This window comes from Nocardia sp. NPDC057668 (genome assembly GCF_042799795.1).
GTDB lineage: Bacteria > Actinomycetota > Actinomycetes > Mycobacteriales > Mycobacteriaceae > Nocardia.
Genome location: NZ_JBHVIC010000001.1, coordinates 1869047 through 1883415, shown reverse-complemented (window position 1 = coordinate 1883415; position 14369 = coordinate 1869047). Strand labels below are relative to the sequence as shown.

Below are 14369 nucleotides of genomic sequence, written 5' to 3'. Positions count from 1 at the left end.
TCTGTTCGGGATCGGTGCTGTTGCTGCGAGGACCGTTCGTGAACAGGAAGGCGGAGCTGGGTGATTCCGAAACTGGTTGCGGTGAGCGACATCCATGTCGGTCATCAGGGCAACAAGCCGGTGGTCGAGGGTATTCGCGCGGACTCACCCGAGGACTGGCTCATTCTCGCCGGGGACGTGGGGGAGAAGACCGACGACTTCCGGTGGGCGCTGGAGACGCTGCGCAAGCAGTTCGCCAAGGTGATCTGGGTGCCGGGCAATCACGAATTGTGGACCACCGCAAAGGATCCCGTGCAGATGCACGGCGCCGGGCGGTACGACTACCTGGTCTCGATCTGCCGCGACGTGGACGTGCTGACACCCGAGGACCCGTTCCCGGTGTGGACCGGCGCGGGCGCGGAGGAATTCGGCGGCGCGGTCACCCTGGTCCCGATGTTCCTGCTCTACGACTACTCCTGGCTGCCCGAGGGCACCGTCACCAAGGCGGCGGGCCTGGCGCTGGCCCGGGAACGCAACGTCGTGGCCACCGACGAGTTCCTGCTCTCGTCCGAGCCGTACCTGACCCGCGACGCCTGGTGTCACGCGCGCGTGCAGTACACCAAACGCCGCCTGGACGCCCTGCCCGCGGACACCCCCGTGGTGCTGATCAACCACTTCCCGCTGCTGCGCGAACCCACCGACATGCTCTGGTATCCGGAGTTCGCCCTGTGGTGCGGTACGGACCTGACCGCCGACTGGCACACCAGCTACAACGTGGTCTGCTCGATCTACGGCCACCTGCACATCCCCCGCACGACCTACTACGACGGCGTGCGCCACGAGGAGGTCTCCCTCGGCTACCCGCGCGAATGGCAGCGCCGCGGCCTCCCCGAGCAGCTGCTGCGCCAGATCCTGCCGGTCCCGGACTACGGCGACACCCTGAACGAATGGGGCGGCCACTTCAAGATCACCCCCGAGATGGCCGAAGCCGCCGCCAAGATGCGCGAACAGGCCCAGCGCCGCCGCGGCATGGCCTGATCCGCGCCCGGCGCACGACCGCTGCCGAGAGACATCGAGTCCGTGTTCGCCGGGTGGCGTCTTCGACGCCGCCGCCCGGGCGGGCTGGTGCGCCGGTCGGTCGATTGCCGAAAGTTGGTTACCGGGTGAAGGATTTGTAGTCCTCGGGGACCACGCGGTTCAGTCGCCGCCGTCTTCGCCGCGCACGATCGGGTCGTGGACGCGGGCCGCGCCATCGGCGTGCAGCCCTGCCGCTCTCGCGTGTATCGCTCACGGTCGAACACCGCGCGGCGTCCGGCCGCGTCGACGGGGACGGACGTGCTGTGAGTCGGGGGCGTTGCGGTGGTGTTGCCATCCGGTGTGGGGTCGTGCGCATCCCCTGATCCGCGGTGATGATGGGGGCATGCGGGATGTGCTTGCGGAGCTGATCGACCGGGCCTCGGAGGGTTCGGTCGTGCTCGCGCGCGTGGTGGGGGTGACCGGGGCCGGGCCGCGCGCGGTCGGTGCGAGCATGGTGGTCACCGGGGACGGGGAGGTCGTCGGGTCGCTGTCGGGTGGCTGTGTGGAGTCGGCGGTGGTCGAGTCGGCGGCCATGGTCCTCGCGGACGGGATCGCGGTGCTCGAGCGATTCGGGATCGCGGACCAGGACGGGATGGCGATCGGGCTGACCTGTGGCGGGGAGATGGAGATCTTTCTCGAACGGGTTGATCGCACGCGGCTGGGGATGCTCACGGCCCTGGCGCGGGAGATCGACGCGGGCCGGGCGGTGGCGCTGCTGACTTCGCTTGCGGGCGAACCCGATTGGCGACTGCTGCTGGATATCGGCGCTGGGGGACCCATCACCGGCGAGCCGGCCGCCGACGCGCGCGGGGGCCGCCCATCCGAGTCCACGGCTGCCGACGGCGTCCACGATGGCATGCGGCCCGGTCCGGACGCCGCGTCGGCCGCCGTGCCACGGGACGCGGTGAAGATGGCGCGGGCCGGGCGGACCGGGACCATCGGATCGGATGAATGCGAGGGCGGGGACCTGCCGCGCCGCGCGTTCGTGCACAGTTTCGGACCGCCCGCGCGCATGATCCTGGCGGGGGCCAACGACTTCGTGCGGGCGCTGAGCAGGCTCGGGAGTCAGCTGGGATACCGCGTCACGGTGGTGGACGCGCGCGAAACCTTCACCACCGCGGCGCGATTCCCGGCGGCGGCCGAGGTCGTTGTGGACTGGCCGCACAGATACCTGCGCGCGGAGCACGAGGGCGGGCGGATCGACGCGCGCACCGTGGTGCTGGTGCTCACCCACGACGCCAAGTTCGATGTGCCGCTGCTCGTCGAGGCGCTCGGCCTCGCCGAACTCGCCTTCGTCGGCGCGCTGGGCTCGCGGCGCACGCACGCCGACCGCCTGGCCCGGCTCGTCGCGGCGGGCGTCACGCCGGATCGCCTGGCGCGCTTGCGAAGTCCGGTCGGCCTGGATCTCAACGCCACCACCCCCGACGAGACGGCGGTCTCGATCGTCGCGCAGATCATCGCCGAGGCGGGCCGTGGGTCGGGGCGTCCGCTCGGGCCGCTGGACGGTCCCATCCATCGCTGAGCGTCACCGGGCGGGCCGGTAGGCTCGTCCGGGCAAGTAGCGGTGCGATCAGGAGGCGGTCATCGAAGAGCGGGCAGTCGCGGCGGAATCGGCGCGCATTCTCGGCAGGATCCTGCCCTCGGGCGTCGCGTCCGCCGAGCTGGTGGTGTATCCGGAGGATCTGAAGCCGCACCCGAGCGAAGAGCACCTCATCGCCAAGGCGGTGGAGAAGCGCCGGCGCGATTTCATCGGCGCACGGCACTGCGCCCGCCAGGCCCTGACCCAGCTCGGTGAACCCGCCGTGGCCATCGGCAAGGGCGAGGACGGCGGCCCGCTGTGGCCGCGCGGGGTCGTCGGCAGCCTCACCCACACCGACGGTTACAAGGCCGCGGCGCTGGGCCACAGCCTGCGTTTCCGTTCCATCGGCATCGACGCCGAACCGCACGCCGCCCTGCCGGACGGCGTGCTGGACTCGGTCAGTCTGCCCGCCGAACGCGCCTGGTTGAAGGCGGCGCTGCAGGCCACCGATCTGCACCTGGATCGACTGCTGTTCTGCGCCAAGGAAGCCACCTACAAGGCGTGGCGCCCGCTCACCGGCCGCTGGCTGGGTTTCGAGGACGCGCACATCAGCTTCACCGTCGATGACGAGAACGCGGACGGCGGCGCGGGCTCCTTCCACAGCGAACTGCTCATCCCCGGGCACACCACCGACGGCGGTGCGGCCCTGAAGACGTTCGACGGCCGCTGGGCGATCACGGACGGCCTCATCCTCACCGCGATCGTGGAGGCCTGATGGGCGAGCGCAAACCCCCGCTCGTCGACGCGCTCGGCGGGCTGCTGATCGTGGACAAGGACGGCGGCTGGACCAGTCACGACGTGGTGGCCAAGAGCCGAAGGTTGTTGCGCACCAAGAAGGTCGGCCACGCGGGCACCCTGGACCCGATGGCCACCGGGGTCCTGGTGCTCGGCGTGGAACGCGCCACCAAGATCCTGGGCCAGCTCATCCTGACCACCAAGGCGTACACCGCCACCATTCGCCTGGGCCAGTCGACGATCACCGACGACGCCGAGGGCGAGGTCACCGTGACCACCCCGGCCGCGCACCTGACCGACGCCGAGATCGCCGCGCGCGTAGCGGAATTGACCGGTGACATCCAGCAGGTGCCCGCGACCGTCAGCGCCATCAAGGTCAACGGTGAGCGCGCCTACGCTCGCGTCCGCGCCGGCGAGGATGTCCAGCTCGCCGCCCGCCCGATCACCGTGAGCCGCTTCGACATCGTGGAACGCCGCGACATCGACACCGGCACTGAACAATTCGTGGACCTCGACGTTGAGGTGGAGTGCTCCTCCGGCACCTACATCCGCGCATTGGCCCGAGACCTCGGTGAAAAGCTCGGCGTAGGCGGCCATCTCACCGCCCTGCGCCGCACCCGCGTAGGCCCCTTCACCCTGGAACACGCCCGCACCCTGGCCACCCTGGAAGCCGCCGCCGAGGCCGAGGAACCCCTCCTGAGCCTCGACATCGATGCCGCCGTCCGCACCGCCTTCCCCCTGCGCGAGGTCCAGGACACCCAGGTGGCCGACCTCCGCAACGGCCGCTGGCTGGACCCGGTGGGCATCCCCGGCGTCTACGCCGCCGTGGACGCGTCCGGCAACGCCATAGCCCTCCTCCAGGAAAGCGGCAAACGCGCCTCCTCGGTAATGGTGGTCCGCCCCGCCAACCTCTGACTGGCTCCCGCTACCCGCCCCGGGTAGCGACGCGGTCAGGATGGCCCGGTGGCCGGCCGGGGGTGTTCGACGCCCGCGCACCAGACCCGGGTCAGGGTACGGGTGGCGCGGATGTCGGTCAGGGGGTTGGCGGCGAGCAGGATCAGGTCCGCGCGGGCGCCGGGGGTGATCGTGCCGCGGTCGCGGAGGTCGAAGTGGTCGGCGGGCAGGGTGGTTGCCGCGTGCAGGGCCTGGGTGGGGGTCAGGCCGGCCGCCACCAGGAGTTCGAGTTCGTGGTGCAGGGACGTGCCGTGTTCGGGGTGGAAGGGCACGCCGGGTTCGGTGTTGGCGTCGGTGCCGGCCAGGACAGGGACGCCCGCGGCGTGCAGGTTCGCCACCGTGGCGAGGATGCGTTCGAGGCCGCCGGGGATGCCGACGCGGGCCGCTATGCCTTCCATCATGGTCAGGGTCGGGATCACGATGCGGCCCAGTTCGGCTGTGCGCGTGGCGTCTTCGGGGGAGACGATGGCGTCCAGGGGGACATGGGTGAGCACGTCGACGCCGGTGTCCAGGGCCAGGCGGTAGGCGCTGACCGTGGTCGCGTGAGCCACCACGCGCAGGCCGCGGGCGTGGGCCGCGGCGACCACGGCCGTGGCGGTCTCCGCGTCCGGGCCACCGCCGCCGGGCGCCTCGAGCATGATCTTGATGTAGTCCGAGCCGCCCGCCACCCGGTCGGCGATCACCGCGACGGCCTGATCGGGGCCGGTGATGACGGCGGCCCCGGCCAGCCCGCGCAGTTTCGAATGCGGCCCGCTCGGGCCGATGACCGGCGTCCCGGAACTGCGAATGTCGCTGCCGCCCGGTTCCTTTCGCAGCGCCGCCACGCGATCGGGCGGAAACGTGGTCATATCCAAGCCGGTGGTGACCCCGTGGTCGGCGAGCCGGAGCAGCGACTCCGGGCCAGCGGTGTGAATATGCGCGTCGATGAATCCGGGCAGCAGGAACGCGCCGCCCGCGTCCACGATCTCCGCGCCCGTCGCGTCGCCGCCGAGCACCGCCCCGTCGATCACGACCGTGGTCGGCGCGGTCATCCCCGTCCCGTCGAAGACCCGGACATTCGTCAGCGCCGTCACCCGCGGATTGTCGAAGCTCATAGTCGTTCCCCTCCTACCGTGCTGTGCGGCAATCCATTACGCCGCGATTTCACCCTAGGTGCACGGTCGGAGCCGCGCCGTTCCCGCTGCTGACGCGCGCCCGGCGCACCCGCTCGCGCCGCGGGGGCTCTGTGACATGGCGCTAGGGTGTGCCGCCGGTCGGCTCGGCGCGCAGCGGCTCGATGGCCCCGAGCAGCGCGCCCACGCAGATGTCGCGCAGCACGGGGCGCGGGCAGGTGGGGGTTTCGAGCCACTCCACCGTCAGGACCCGCACGAAGGTCAGCCAGCTCATCAGGACCGTCGACATCAGTTGGCGGGCCGCTCCTTCCGCGCCGAGCGCGTCCAGCAGCCGTTCGCGCAGCTCGCTCAGTTCGCCGGTGATGATCGACTGGATCGTCGGATCGGCCGCCAGCAGCCGGTTGGCCACGATCACCGTGCGGGCGTTGGCCTCGAAGTAGTCGAAGTGCACGTCCAGCCCGGCGGCGAGCTGCTCGGTGAACGGCAGCGCGGGATCCAGGGTCGTGTCCACCAGCAACTGCGCGGTGGCCTGCCGGTACACGGCCGCGAAAAGGTCCGGCTTGCCGGGGAAGTGGCGGTATAGCAGCGCCCGCGAGACCCCGGCGGCCGCGGCCACGTCCTCCATCAGCACCGTCGGATAGTCGCGCTCGGCGAACAGCTCCGCGGCCGCGTCGACGAGCAGGCGGCGGCGTTCCTCGGGCGGCAGGCGGCGGCGGGTCATCGCGCCAGCTTAGTTGACGCGTGTCTACTAGCGTCGTAACCTCAACTAGTAGACGTGCGTCTACTAAGAACGCCGCGTCCACCCCAGACCCGGAGGTTCGCATGAACGCAACGGCCGAAATCAGTACGAACGACACCGCGCCCGCCCGGTCGCACGCCGCGCTCCGGTGGATGAGCCTGATCGTGGGATACGCCTGCGTGGCAATCGGACTGGCGCACCTGGTTCTCGGCGAAGCGGCCGTGCCGGACATGGGCACGGCCGCCGCCACCCCGGACAGTCAGAGCCGCTTCTTCGGTGCGATCTTCGTGGGCTACGGCCTGGCCTGGATCTGGTCGGTCCGCGGCCCGATCATCGACACCCGGGCCGTGCGCTGGCTGGCCGGAATCTTCCTGCTGGGCGCGGTGGGACGTTTCATCTCGATGGCCGTGCACGGCTGGCCGCACCCGTTCATCCTGGTGCTGACCGCACTGGAAGTGCTGATCCCGCCGCTGTTCATCTGGCTCGCGGTCCTCGAGCAGCGCCGGGTGGCGACCACCCCGATCGGACGATAGGAACCGTTGTGCGACCGCCGGTGTCGATCAACCGCGGCGGTTCCGGCCCGCGTCCCCGCCGCGCACCACTCCGCGAGCCGACGCTATCGGAGCCAATGGAATTGGGGGCACCGGCCGCGTTGCGCCACCAACGTCCCGCCGAGATAACTCGGTATGAAGAGCTATGGCACGCGAATTGTTCAGTCGGCGTTCGCTATCGGAGTGGTGCTCGCGGCCGCGGCGTGTGAACCGGACACCGGCAGCGGACCGACGGTGGTCAGCACCCCGCCCGATTCGACCCCATCGGCCTGCGCGGCAGCGACCATCGTCAAGGATCTGAAGATCGACGAGTGGCAGCGCGACGCCGAGGCCACCGTCACCGATTGCAACGGCGAGTGGGCGTTCATCAGCTGGGACTCTCCCGGCGACAACGCCCGCATCGTCTACCGCGCGGCCTCGAAATGGGCCGACTACGTGCGCTTCCCGCACGACAAGTGCTGGAGCGAGGCGAGCGCCGCCGGCGCCCCGGCGACCCTGCAGAAGTACTTCCAGTCCTGCTGACCCGCTGGACCGCGTCCGTCCGCCGGGGCGCGTCCGTCGACGCGCCCCGCGGCCCCGGCGTGGCGTGCCCGATTCCCCGCGTTAGCGGTGTACGCGCGATCACACCCCTGCATCATGTTCTTGACCGTGATCGGACGAGTGTCCCTGTCGGAAAGGGGTATTGCCGAGGTAATTCCGGGTCCCCGGACCGGCGACGGACCGGCATCGGGGGCGGCTCCAAGGACGGTGCGAATGTACGTTTCCCGAGTTGTACTGACAGTGCTCGCTCTCGGTGTCGTGGTGGCCGCCACGGCCTGCGGCACCACGGACCCGCCGTCGAGTGACGGCACGACGTCGGTGACCGTCACCGAGACGGCCCCGTCGAGCCCGCCCGGCTCCGACGCGCCGACGACGCCGGGAGCGCCCGGCGCTCCGGCCACCTCCTCGCTCACGGTCTCCAAGACCACCGCCCCGCCGGGCGGCCAGCCCACCACCCCGGCCAACGGCGCGGTCGCCATCCGCACCGCGACCCTGACCGATGTCGCGATTCCCTATGTGCCCGTACACCTGCGGCTCTATCGCCCGTGCGATCCCGCCACCCACGACCTGCCCGAGGGCACCCCGGAATCCCAGCGCTGGGACGCGGTGACCGACATCAACGGCCAGGCCGTGTTCTCGGTTCCGGTGGGCTGCTACCGGTTCGGCATGGATGCCCCGGCCGGCACCAACCCGGTGCCCGAGGGCCTGCACACCCTGTTCGTGGAGACGGCGGGGCAGGTGGTGAACGGCCGCTTGCGATTCCAGGATCCGGCACCGCAACCGCTGTGCGCGTCGCAGACCATCGTGCACGATCTGGCGGTGGAGGACGCGCTGAAGAAGGCGACCCCGACCGTCACCGACTGCGACGGCTTCTGGGCCGTGATCTCCTGGAACGTCCCGGGCGACAGTCAGCGAATCGTGCACCGCGGCGCGGACTTCGGCTGGAAGAACTACGTGACCTTCCCGCACAAGGTCTGCCTCGACAAGGCCAAGACGGACGGGGTGCCCGCCCCGTTGCACAAGTACTTCCAACCCTGCTGATCAGCTCGGCCCCGAACCGACACCTGAGCCGCCTACAGTGCATGGGTGGTCGAATTGCGGCAGTTGCGGTACTTCGTGGCGGTGGCCGAGGAACTGCACTTCCGCCGTGCCGCGGAACGCCTGTTCATCTCGACGCCCACGCTGAGTCAGCAGATTCGGGCCGTGGAACGAGATGTGGGCGGGCCGTTGCTGATTCGCGGATCGCAGGGGGTCGAACTGACCGCGGCCGGTGAGGTGTTGCTCGAGGCCGCCCGGGGCGTGCTCGAGGCCGCGGAGACCGCGATGCGCGAGACCCGGGCGGTCGCCAACCCCGAACGCGCCCTGCTGCGCCTGGGACTGGTGAACGGGGCCCCGCGCTGGCTGGCCGCGCGCATCGAAGCACTCCTCGAAACCCGCGAACCCGGTGCGCGCGTACAGCTCACCGGTGGACCGGCCGTCGATCAGGTGCGCCTGCTCGACCGTGAGGACGTGGACCTGGCGGTGCTGCGGCTGCCGGTGCGCCTGCCCGAGCATCTGTCCTCCGCGCCGCTGGCCGCGGAGGAACTCGGCATCCTCATGTCCCGTACACACCCCTTGGCAGCGGGCGCGCACGTCGAGCCCACCCAGTTGTGCGAACGCGAACTGATCATGTTTCCCCGGGACACCGCCCCCGAACTGCACGACAGCCTGCTCGCCCAATTGCGCGACGTCGGCGCGGCCGTGGTGCTGAGCGCGCTCGCGGTCGGCCACGCGCAGCTGCTGGCCCTGCTGCCGCTACGCCCCGAGGCGATCGGACTCGGCTCGGCCCGCACCGCGACGGCGACCCCGGGGCTGGCCTGGCGGCCGCTGCGCCCGCGCCCCCTCACGATCACCTACATCGCCGCCTGGCGCCCCGCCGCCCGCAATTCGGTCCTGCACTCGCTCGCCGAGGCGCTCACCGGCGGGTTTCCTTCCGTGCCGTAACCGCGTGTCACGCAGCGCATGTCGAATGACCGCCGGGCCGGCCCTCAGAGCTCGCTGGTCAGCCAGATCGCCTCGGCCGCGATGCTGCCGAGATCGATCGTGCGCTCCTGATCCACCCGCACCGCGATGGTCCCCGCGAAATCGCGCCGTTCCACCACCGCGATCGGGGTGTCCAGGGCGATCCCGAGGGAGTCGAAGTACCGCAGCATGGCCGGATCGGAATCGGAGATCCGTGCCACCCGCCCGGCTTCGCCGTCGCGGAAATCGCTGAGCTGGCGTGCGGGCGGGGTCGGCACCGCGCCGTCCACCGAGGGAATCGGGTCCCCGTGCGGATCCCGGTCCGGATAGCCGAGTTTGGCGTCGATGCGCGCCATGAGGGTCTCCGACACCGCGTGCTCGAGCACCTCGGCCTCGTCGTGCACCTCGTCCCAGCCGTAGCCGAGCTCGTGGACCAGGAAGGTCTCGATGAGCCGATGCCGGCGCACCATGGCGATCGCGGCCTTGCGGCCGTCGTCGGTCAGCGTGATGGCGCCGTAGCGCGCGTGCTCGACCAGACCCTGGTCGGCGAGCTTGCGGACGGCCTCGGAGACCGTCGAGGCCGACACGCCGATGCGTTCGGCCAGCAGTTTGGTGGAGACCTTCTCCTGCGGCGACCACTCCTGCGCGGTCCAGATCACCTTCAGGTAATCCTGGGCGACCGAGGACAACACGGGGGCGACACTGTTCGCGGTGGCGGCGGCGGTGATCGCGGCTTCGGAAGGCGCGGACGGATCGGCCAGCTCGCGGCGCGTGGCGATGTCTCGTTTTCCGGGCACGTACTCGAGCTTAGGCATACCTGGTCCGGTTTCCCACATTGGCGCGCCTGCTGGTAGATCACCTGCCGGGCGCATGTGAACGGGCGGTGACGGGCGTGGCTTCCACGTGAACTTCCGGGCCGTCCGGGGATTTGACCGAGGCGAGAATACTGTCTGTGACGCGCTTTGCGTAGGCTTCCGGTGTGCAGAGATGGCGAAGTCTCGATGAGATGCCCGCGGAGTGGGGCCGATGCGTGCTCACGATCGGGGTGTTCGACGGCGTGCACCGCGGTCACGCCCAGCTCATCAGCCGTGCGGTGAAATCCGCTGCGGTCCGGGGTGTTCCGTCGGTGCTCATGACGTTCGATCCGCATCCGCTCGAGGTGATCCGGCCGGGCTCGCATCCGGCGCAGTTGTCCACGCTGCCGCGGCGCGCGGAGCTGGCCCGGGAACTGGGCATCGACGTCTTCCTGGTCATGCCGTTCACGCGCGAGTTCATGAAGCTCACGCCCGAGCAGTACGTCGAAGAACTTCTCGTGAACAAGCTGCATGTCTCCGAGGTCGTGGTCGGGGACAACTTCACCTTCGGCAAACAGGCCGCGGGCACCGTCGAGACCATGCGCGAGCTGGGCGGCCGGTTCGGTTTCGACGTGGACGCGGTGCAACTGCTCGGCGAGCACGCGGTCACCTTCTCCTCCACCTATATCCGCTCCTGCCTGCTCTCCGGTGACGTGGCCGCGGCCGCCGAGGCGCTGGGCCGCCCGCACCGGGTCGAGGGCGAGGTCGTACACGGCGACGGGCGCGGGCGCGGGCTCGGCTTCCCGACCGCCAACGTGAACCCGGTCCCGCACAGCGCCATCCCGGCCGACGGCGTCTACGCCGGCTGGTTCACCGTGCTCGACGAGCCCGGCGCGGTCCGCCGCCCGGCCGCCATCTCGGTCGGCACCAACCCGACCTTCGAGAGCGGCCGCAATCGCACCGTCGAGCCGCACATCCTCGATTTCGAGGGTGACCTCTACGGCAAGCATGTCGCGGTCGACTTCGTCGAGCAGCTGCGCGGGATGCGCAGGTTCGAATCCATCGACGAACTCGTCGAGGCCATCGGCGCGGACGTGAACGAGGCCCGCAAGGTGCTCACCGCGCACACGGTCGAGAACGAGACCGCCGAGCGCTAGCTCGTTCCCGGACCCGATTTCCGGTCCAGGTCAGCGGTCCGGTAGCCTGGCTCGTCGGGTTTGCTGCGGTCCGCGGCGGCGCCCGCCCGGGTTCGTCCCGGTCCTTCGAGCGCGGACTGAGAAATCAGGAGTGAATCAGTGGCGTTGACCACCGAGCAGAAGAAGACCATCCTGGCCGAGTACGGCCTGCACCCGTCTGACACCGGCTCCCCGGAGGCTCAGATCGCGCTGCTGTCCAAGCGCATCGCCGACCTGACCGAGCACCTCAAGAAGCACAAGCACGACCACCACACCCGGCACGGTCTGCTCGCGCTCATCGGTCGTCGTCGCCGCCTGTCGAAGTACCTGCAGGCCAAGGACATCAACCGGTACCGCTCGCTCATCGAGCGTCTCGGCCTGCGTCGCTAATTCACGCGACAGGGCTTCGTTGCCTTTGCAACACTGTGTCGTGCCTGGGGCCGACACACTACGACTGCCTAGGTAGTTGACGAACCGGCCGACGGGGAGGCATAGAATCTCCTCGTTGGCCTTTCGTGCATCCGGTGAAAGCTGCCCGATGCACGCCAACAGAGCCGTATGCATCCGTCGCGTGGCGTCGGTCTTCGGTAGTGGCTTTTCGGCGCGCAAGCAAGAGGATGAAACACGCGCCGCCGGAGAGCTTCGATCGATGACCGCCTCTGCGTCGTCGTTTCCGGCCCCGGACAAGCCGGGGGGAAGCGGCCGGGTGTGCGCCCGGTGGCCAGGAGGGTCGCCGCGCGCCCGAGTCCGGGTACGGCTCACCCCGCCAAGGGGACAACACAGCTGGAATCGCGCCTGCGCACGGCACGGGCGCTCGAATCCGGCGAAGACGAGAGGTTGAGAGAAGAGAATGACCGATACAGTGACCAGTTCCGCCGCCGAGGTCGAGCCCGGCGTATTCGAGTCCGTCGCCCTGATCGACAACGGCAGCTACGGCACTCGCACCATCCGTTTCGAGACCGGCCGTCTGGCCAAGCAGGCCGCCGGCTCCGTCGTGGCCTACCTGGACGACGAGACCATGCTGCTGTCGGCGACCACCGCCGGCAAGCACCCCAAGGACCAGTTCGACTTCTTCCCGCTGACGGTGGACGTCGAGGAGCGCATGTACGCCGCGGGTCGCATCCCCGGCTCGTTCTTCCGTCGTGAGGGCCGTCCCTCCACCGACGCGATCCTGACCTGCCGCCTGATCGACCGGCCGCTGCGCCCGTCCTTCGTCGACGGCCTGCGCAACGAGATCCAGGTCGTCGTGACCGTCATGTCCCTGGATCCCAAGGACCTGTACGACGTGGTGGCCATCAACGCCGCCTCCGCCTCCACCCAGCTCGCGGGCCTGCCGTTCTCCGGCCCCGTCGCCGGTGTGCGCGTCGCCCTCATCGGTGACCAGTGGGTCGCGTTCCCGACCGTCGAGCAGCTCGAGGGCGCCGTGTTCGACATGGTCGTCGCCGGCCGCGTCGTCGAGGGTGACGTCGCGATCATGATGGTCGAGGCCGAGGCCACCGACAAGGTGCTCGCCCTGGTCGCCGACGGCGCCACCGCTCCGACGGAAACCGTTGTGGCACAGGGCCTCGAGGCTGCCAAGCCGTTCATCGCCCGGCTCTGCAAGGCGCAGTCCGACCTGGCCGCCCTCGCGGCCAAGGAGACCGCCGAGTACCCGGTCTTCCTGCCGTACCAGTCCGACGTGTTCGAGGCCGTGCTCGGCACCGCCAAGGCGGAGCTGAACGAGGCGCTGTCCATCGCGGGCAAGCACGAGCGCGAGGACCGCATCGACGAGATCAAGCTCGATGTGCTCTCCAGCCTGGCCGAGACCTTCGAGGGTCGCGAGAAGGAGATCGGCGCGGCGTTCCGCTCGGTCACCAAGAAGCTTGTGCGCCAGCGCATCCTGACCGACGGCTTCCGCATCGACGGCCGCGGTCTGGCCGACATCCGCGCGCTGTCCGCCGAGGTGGCGGTCGTCCCGCGCGCCCACGGCTCGGCGCTGTTCGAGCGTGGCGAGACCCAGATCCTGGGCGTCACCACCCTGGACATGGTCAAGATGGCGCAGCAGGTCGACTCCCTCGGGCCCGAGACCTCCAAGCGCTACATGCACCACTACAACTTCCCGCCGTACTCCACCGGTGAGACCGGCCGCGTTGGCTCGCCCAAGCGTCGCGAGATCGGCCACGGCGCCCTCGCCGAGCGCGCCCTGATGCCGGTGCTGCCGTCGCAGGAAGAGTTCCCGTACGCCATCCGTCAGGTGTCCGAGGCGCTGTCCTCGAACGGCTCGACCTCGATGGGCTCGGTCTGCGCCTCGACCCTGTCGCTGCTGAACGCCGGTGTGCCGCTCAAGGCCCCCGTCGCCGGCATCGCGATGGGCCTGGTGTCGGACACCATCAAGAACGACAAGGGCGAGGACGAGGTCCGCTACGTCGCGCTGACCGACATCCTGGGCGCCGAGGATGCCTTCGGCGACATGGACTTCAAGGTCGCCGGCACCCCGGAGTTCGTCACCGCGCTGCAGCTGGACACCAAGCTCGACGGCATCCCGTCCCAGGTTCTCGCGGGTGCGCTGAACCAGGCGCGCGACGCCCGCATGACCATCCTGGATGTCATGGCCGAGGCCATCAACACCCCGGACGACATGAGCCCCTACGCTCCCCGCGTCACCGCGATCAAGATCCCGGTCGACAAGATCGGTGAGGTCATCGGGCCCAAGGGCAAGGTCATCAACCAGATCACCGAGGAAACCGGCGCCAACATCTCGATCGAAGACGACGGCACCGTCTACGTCGGTGCGACCAACGGCCCCGCGGCGCAGGCGGCGATCGATCTGATCAACGCCATCGCGAACCCGCAGCTGCCGAAGGTCGGCGAGCGCTTCCTGGGCACGGTCGTCAAGACCACCGCCTTCGGCGCGTTCGTCTCGCTGCTGCCGGGCCGTGACGGCCTGGTCCACATCTCGAAGCTGGGCAACGGCAAGCGGGTCGCGAAGGTCGAGGACGTGGTGAACGTCGGCGACAAGATCCGCGTCGAGATCGCCGACATCGACAACCGGGGCAAGATCTCCCTGGTTCCGGTCGAGGACGATGCGGACACCGCGGACAACGCGGTCGCCGAAGCCGTCGCGGCCGAGTGATCGCCGGTTCGCTGACGTAAG

At 69.8% G+C, this 14369-nt stretch carries 14 protein-coding genes; 11 read left to right on the top strand and 3 right to left on the bottom strand.

The genetic code is table 11. The annotated features are described in order from the left end of the window. Window positions 1–60 precede the first annotated feature (60 nt). From ACFVBH_RS08715 to truB, 4 genes are all read left to right on the top strand, one after another. A complete protein-coding gene (locus tag ACFVBH_RS08715; protein ID WP_379000930.1) occupies window positions 61–1017 on the top strand; it encodes a metallophosphoesterase family protein in 957 nt (318 codons plus the stop codon). Window positions 1018–1399: 382 nt separating this feature from the next. Next, window positions 1400–2578 (top strand): XdhC family protein, encoded by a 1179-nt coding sequence (locus tag ACFVBH_RS08710; RefSeq protein ID WP_379000929.1) that lies wholly within the window; start codon window positions 1400–1402, stop codon window positions 2576–2578. Window positions 2579–2675: 97 nt separating this feature from the next. Further along, complete coding sequence (gene npt / locus ACFVBH_RS08705; RefSeq protein ID WP_354989962.1) at window positions 2676–3350, top strand: 4'-phosphopantetheinyl transferase Npt; 675 nt, start codon at window positions 2676–2678, stop codon at window positions 3348–3350. Continuing rightward, window positions 3350–4285, top strand: a complete 936-nt coding sequence (gene truB / locus ACFVBH_RS08700) for a tRNA pseudouridine(55) synthase TruB (RefSeq protein ID WP_379000928.1) — start codon at window positions 3350–3352, stop codon at window positions 4283–4285. Before npt ends, truB begins: the two co-directional genes overlap by 1 nt. A gap of 35 nt (window positions 4286–4320) precedes the next feature. Here the strand turns inward: truB and ACFVBH_RS08695 are convergent, their stop codons facing one another. Together ACFVBH_RS08695 and ACFVBH_RS08690 are read right to left on the bottom strand one after the other, a co-directional pair. Further along, on the bottom strand, window positions 4321–5418 hold the full coding sequence (locus ACFVBH_RS08695) for an amidohydrolase family protein (RefSeq protein WP_379000927.1): 1098 nt from the start codon (window positions 5416–5418) through the stop codon (window positions 4321–4323). Between the two features lie 142 nt (window positions 5419–5560). Beyond that, window positions 5561–6157 carry a TetR/AcrR family transcriptional regulator gene (locus tag ACFVBH_RS08690; protein WP_379000926.1) on the bottom strand — a complete coding sequence of 199 codons (597 nt, stop codon included), beginning with the start codon at window positions 6155–6157 and terminating at the stop codon, window positions 5561–5563. Between the two features lie 101 nt (window positions 6158–6258). Here ACFVBH_RS08690 and ACFVBH_RS08685 point away from each other — a divergent pair, with 101 nt between their 5' ends. The 4 genes from ACFVBH_RS08685 to ACFVBH_RS08670 all read left to right on the top strand — a co-directional run bounded on the left by ACFVBH_RS08685 (window position 6259) and on the right by ACFVBH_RS08670 (window position 9249). Continuing rightward, window positions 6259–6708, top strand: a complete 450-nt coding sequence (locus tag ACFVBH_RS08685) for a DUF4345 domain-containing protein (RefSeq protein WP_379000925.1) — start codon at window positions 6259–6261, stop codon at window positions 6706–6708. 153 nt (window positions 6709–6861) lie between these two features. Then, window positions 6862–7248, top strand: a complete 387-nt coding sequence (locus ACFVBH_RS08680; RefSeq protein ID WP_379000924.1) for a hypothetical protein — start codon at window positions 6862–6864, stop codon at window positions 7246–7248. Window positions 7249–7479: 231 nt separating this feature from the next. Continuing rightward, window positions 7480–8307 carry a hypothetical protein gene (locus tag ACFVBH_RS08675; RefSeq protein ID WP_379000923.1) on the top strand — a complete coding sequence of 276 codons (828 nt, stop codon included), beginning with the start codon at window positions 7480–7482 and terminating at the stop codon, window positions 8305–8307. Window positions 8308–8352: 45 nt separating this feature from the next. Beyond that, window positions 8353–9249 carry a LysR family transcriptional regulator gene (locus ACFVBH_RS08670; RefSeq protein WP_379000921.1) on the top strand — a complete coding sequence of 299 codons (897 nt, stop codon included), beginning with the start codon at window positions 8353–8355 and terminating at the stop codon, window positions 9247–9249. A gap of 44 nt (window positions 9250–9293) precedes the next feature. Here the strand turns inward: ACFVBH_RS08670 and ACFVBH_RS08665 are convergent, their stop codons facing one another. After that, complete coding sequence (locus tag ACFVBH_RS08665) at window positions 9294–10082, bottom strand: metal-dependent transcriptional regulator (protein WP_354989955.1); 789 nt, start codon at window positions 10080–10082, stop codon at window positions 9294–9296. A 164-nt stretch (window positions 10083–10246) separates the two neighbouring features. Between ACFVBH_RS08665 and ACFVBH_RS08660 the strand changes: the two genes are divergently transcribed. From ACFVBH_RS08660 to ACFVBH_RS08650, 3 genes are all read left to right on the top strand, one after another. Further along, window positions 10247–11218 (top strand): bifunctional riboflavin kinase/FAD synthetase, encoded by a 972-nt coding sequence (locus ACFVBH_RS08660; protein ID WP_379000920.1) that lies wholly within the window; start codon window positions 10247–10249, stop codon window positions 11216–11218. Window positions 11219–11356: 138 nt separating this feature from the next. Next, window positions 11357–11626: a 30S ribosomal protein S15 gene (gene rpsO, locus ACFVBH_RS08655; protein WP_354989957.1), complete on the top strand. Its 270-nt coding sequence runs from the start codon at window positions 11357–11359 to the stop codon at window positions 11624–11626. Between the two features lie 460 nt (window positions 11627–12086). Next, window positions 12087–14348 carry a polyribonucleotide nucleotidyltransferase gene (locus tag ACFVBH_RS08650; protein WP_379000919.1) on the top strand — a complete coding sequence of 754 codons (2262 nt, stop codon included), beginning with the start codon at window positions 12087–12089 and terminating at the stop codon, window positions 14346–14348. Window positions 14349–14369: the final 21 nt, after the last annotated feature.

Excerpts from the sequence above, each read along its gene's own strand:
- ACFVBH_RS08710 (WP_379000929.1), top strand. The coding sequence starts at position 1,400 with ATGCGGGATGTGCTTGCGGAGCTGATCGACCGGGCCTCGGAGGGTTCG.
- truB (WP_379000928.1), top strand. The coding sequence starts at position 3,350 with ATGGGCGAGCGCAAACCCCCGCTCGTCGACGCGCTCGGCGGGCTGCTG.
- ACFVBH_RS08695 (WP_379000927.1), bottom strand. The coding sequence starts at position 5,418 with ATGAGCTTCGACAATCCGCGGGTGACGGCGCTGACGAATGTCCGGGTC.
- ACFVBH_RS08690 (WP_379000926.1), bottom strand. The coding sequence starts at position 6,157 with ATGACCCGCCGCCGCCTGCCGCCCGAGGAACGCCGCCGCCTGCTCGTC.
- ACFVBH_RS08685 (WP_379000925.1), top strand. The coding sequence starts at position 6,259 with ATGAACGCAACGGCCGAAATCAGTACGAACGACACCGCGCCCGCCCGG.
- ACFVBH_RS08680 (WP_379000924.1), top strand. The coding sequence starts at position 6,862 with ATGAAGAGCTATGGCACGCGAATTGTTCAGTCGGCGTTCGCTATCGGA.
- ACFVBH_RS08675 (WP_379000923.1), top strand. The coding sequence starts at position 7,480 with ATGTACGTTTCCCGAGTTGTACTGACAGTGCTCGCTCTCGGTGTCGTG.
- ACFVBH_RS08665 (WP_354989955.1), bottom strand. The coding sequence starts at position 10,082 with ATGCCTAAGCTCGAGTACGTGCCCGGAAAACGAGACATCGCCACGCGC.
- ACFVBH_RS08650 (WP_379000919.1), top strand. The coding sequence starts at position 12,087 with ATGACCGATACAGTGACCAGTTCCGCCGCCGAGGTCGAGCCCGGCGTA.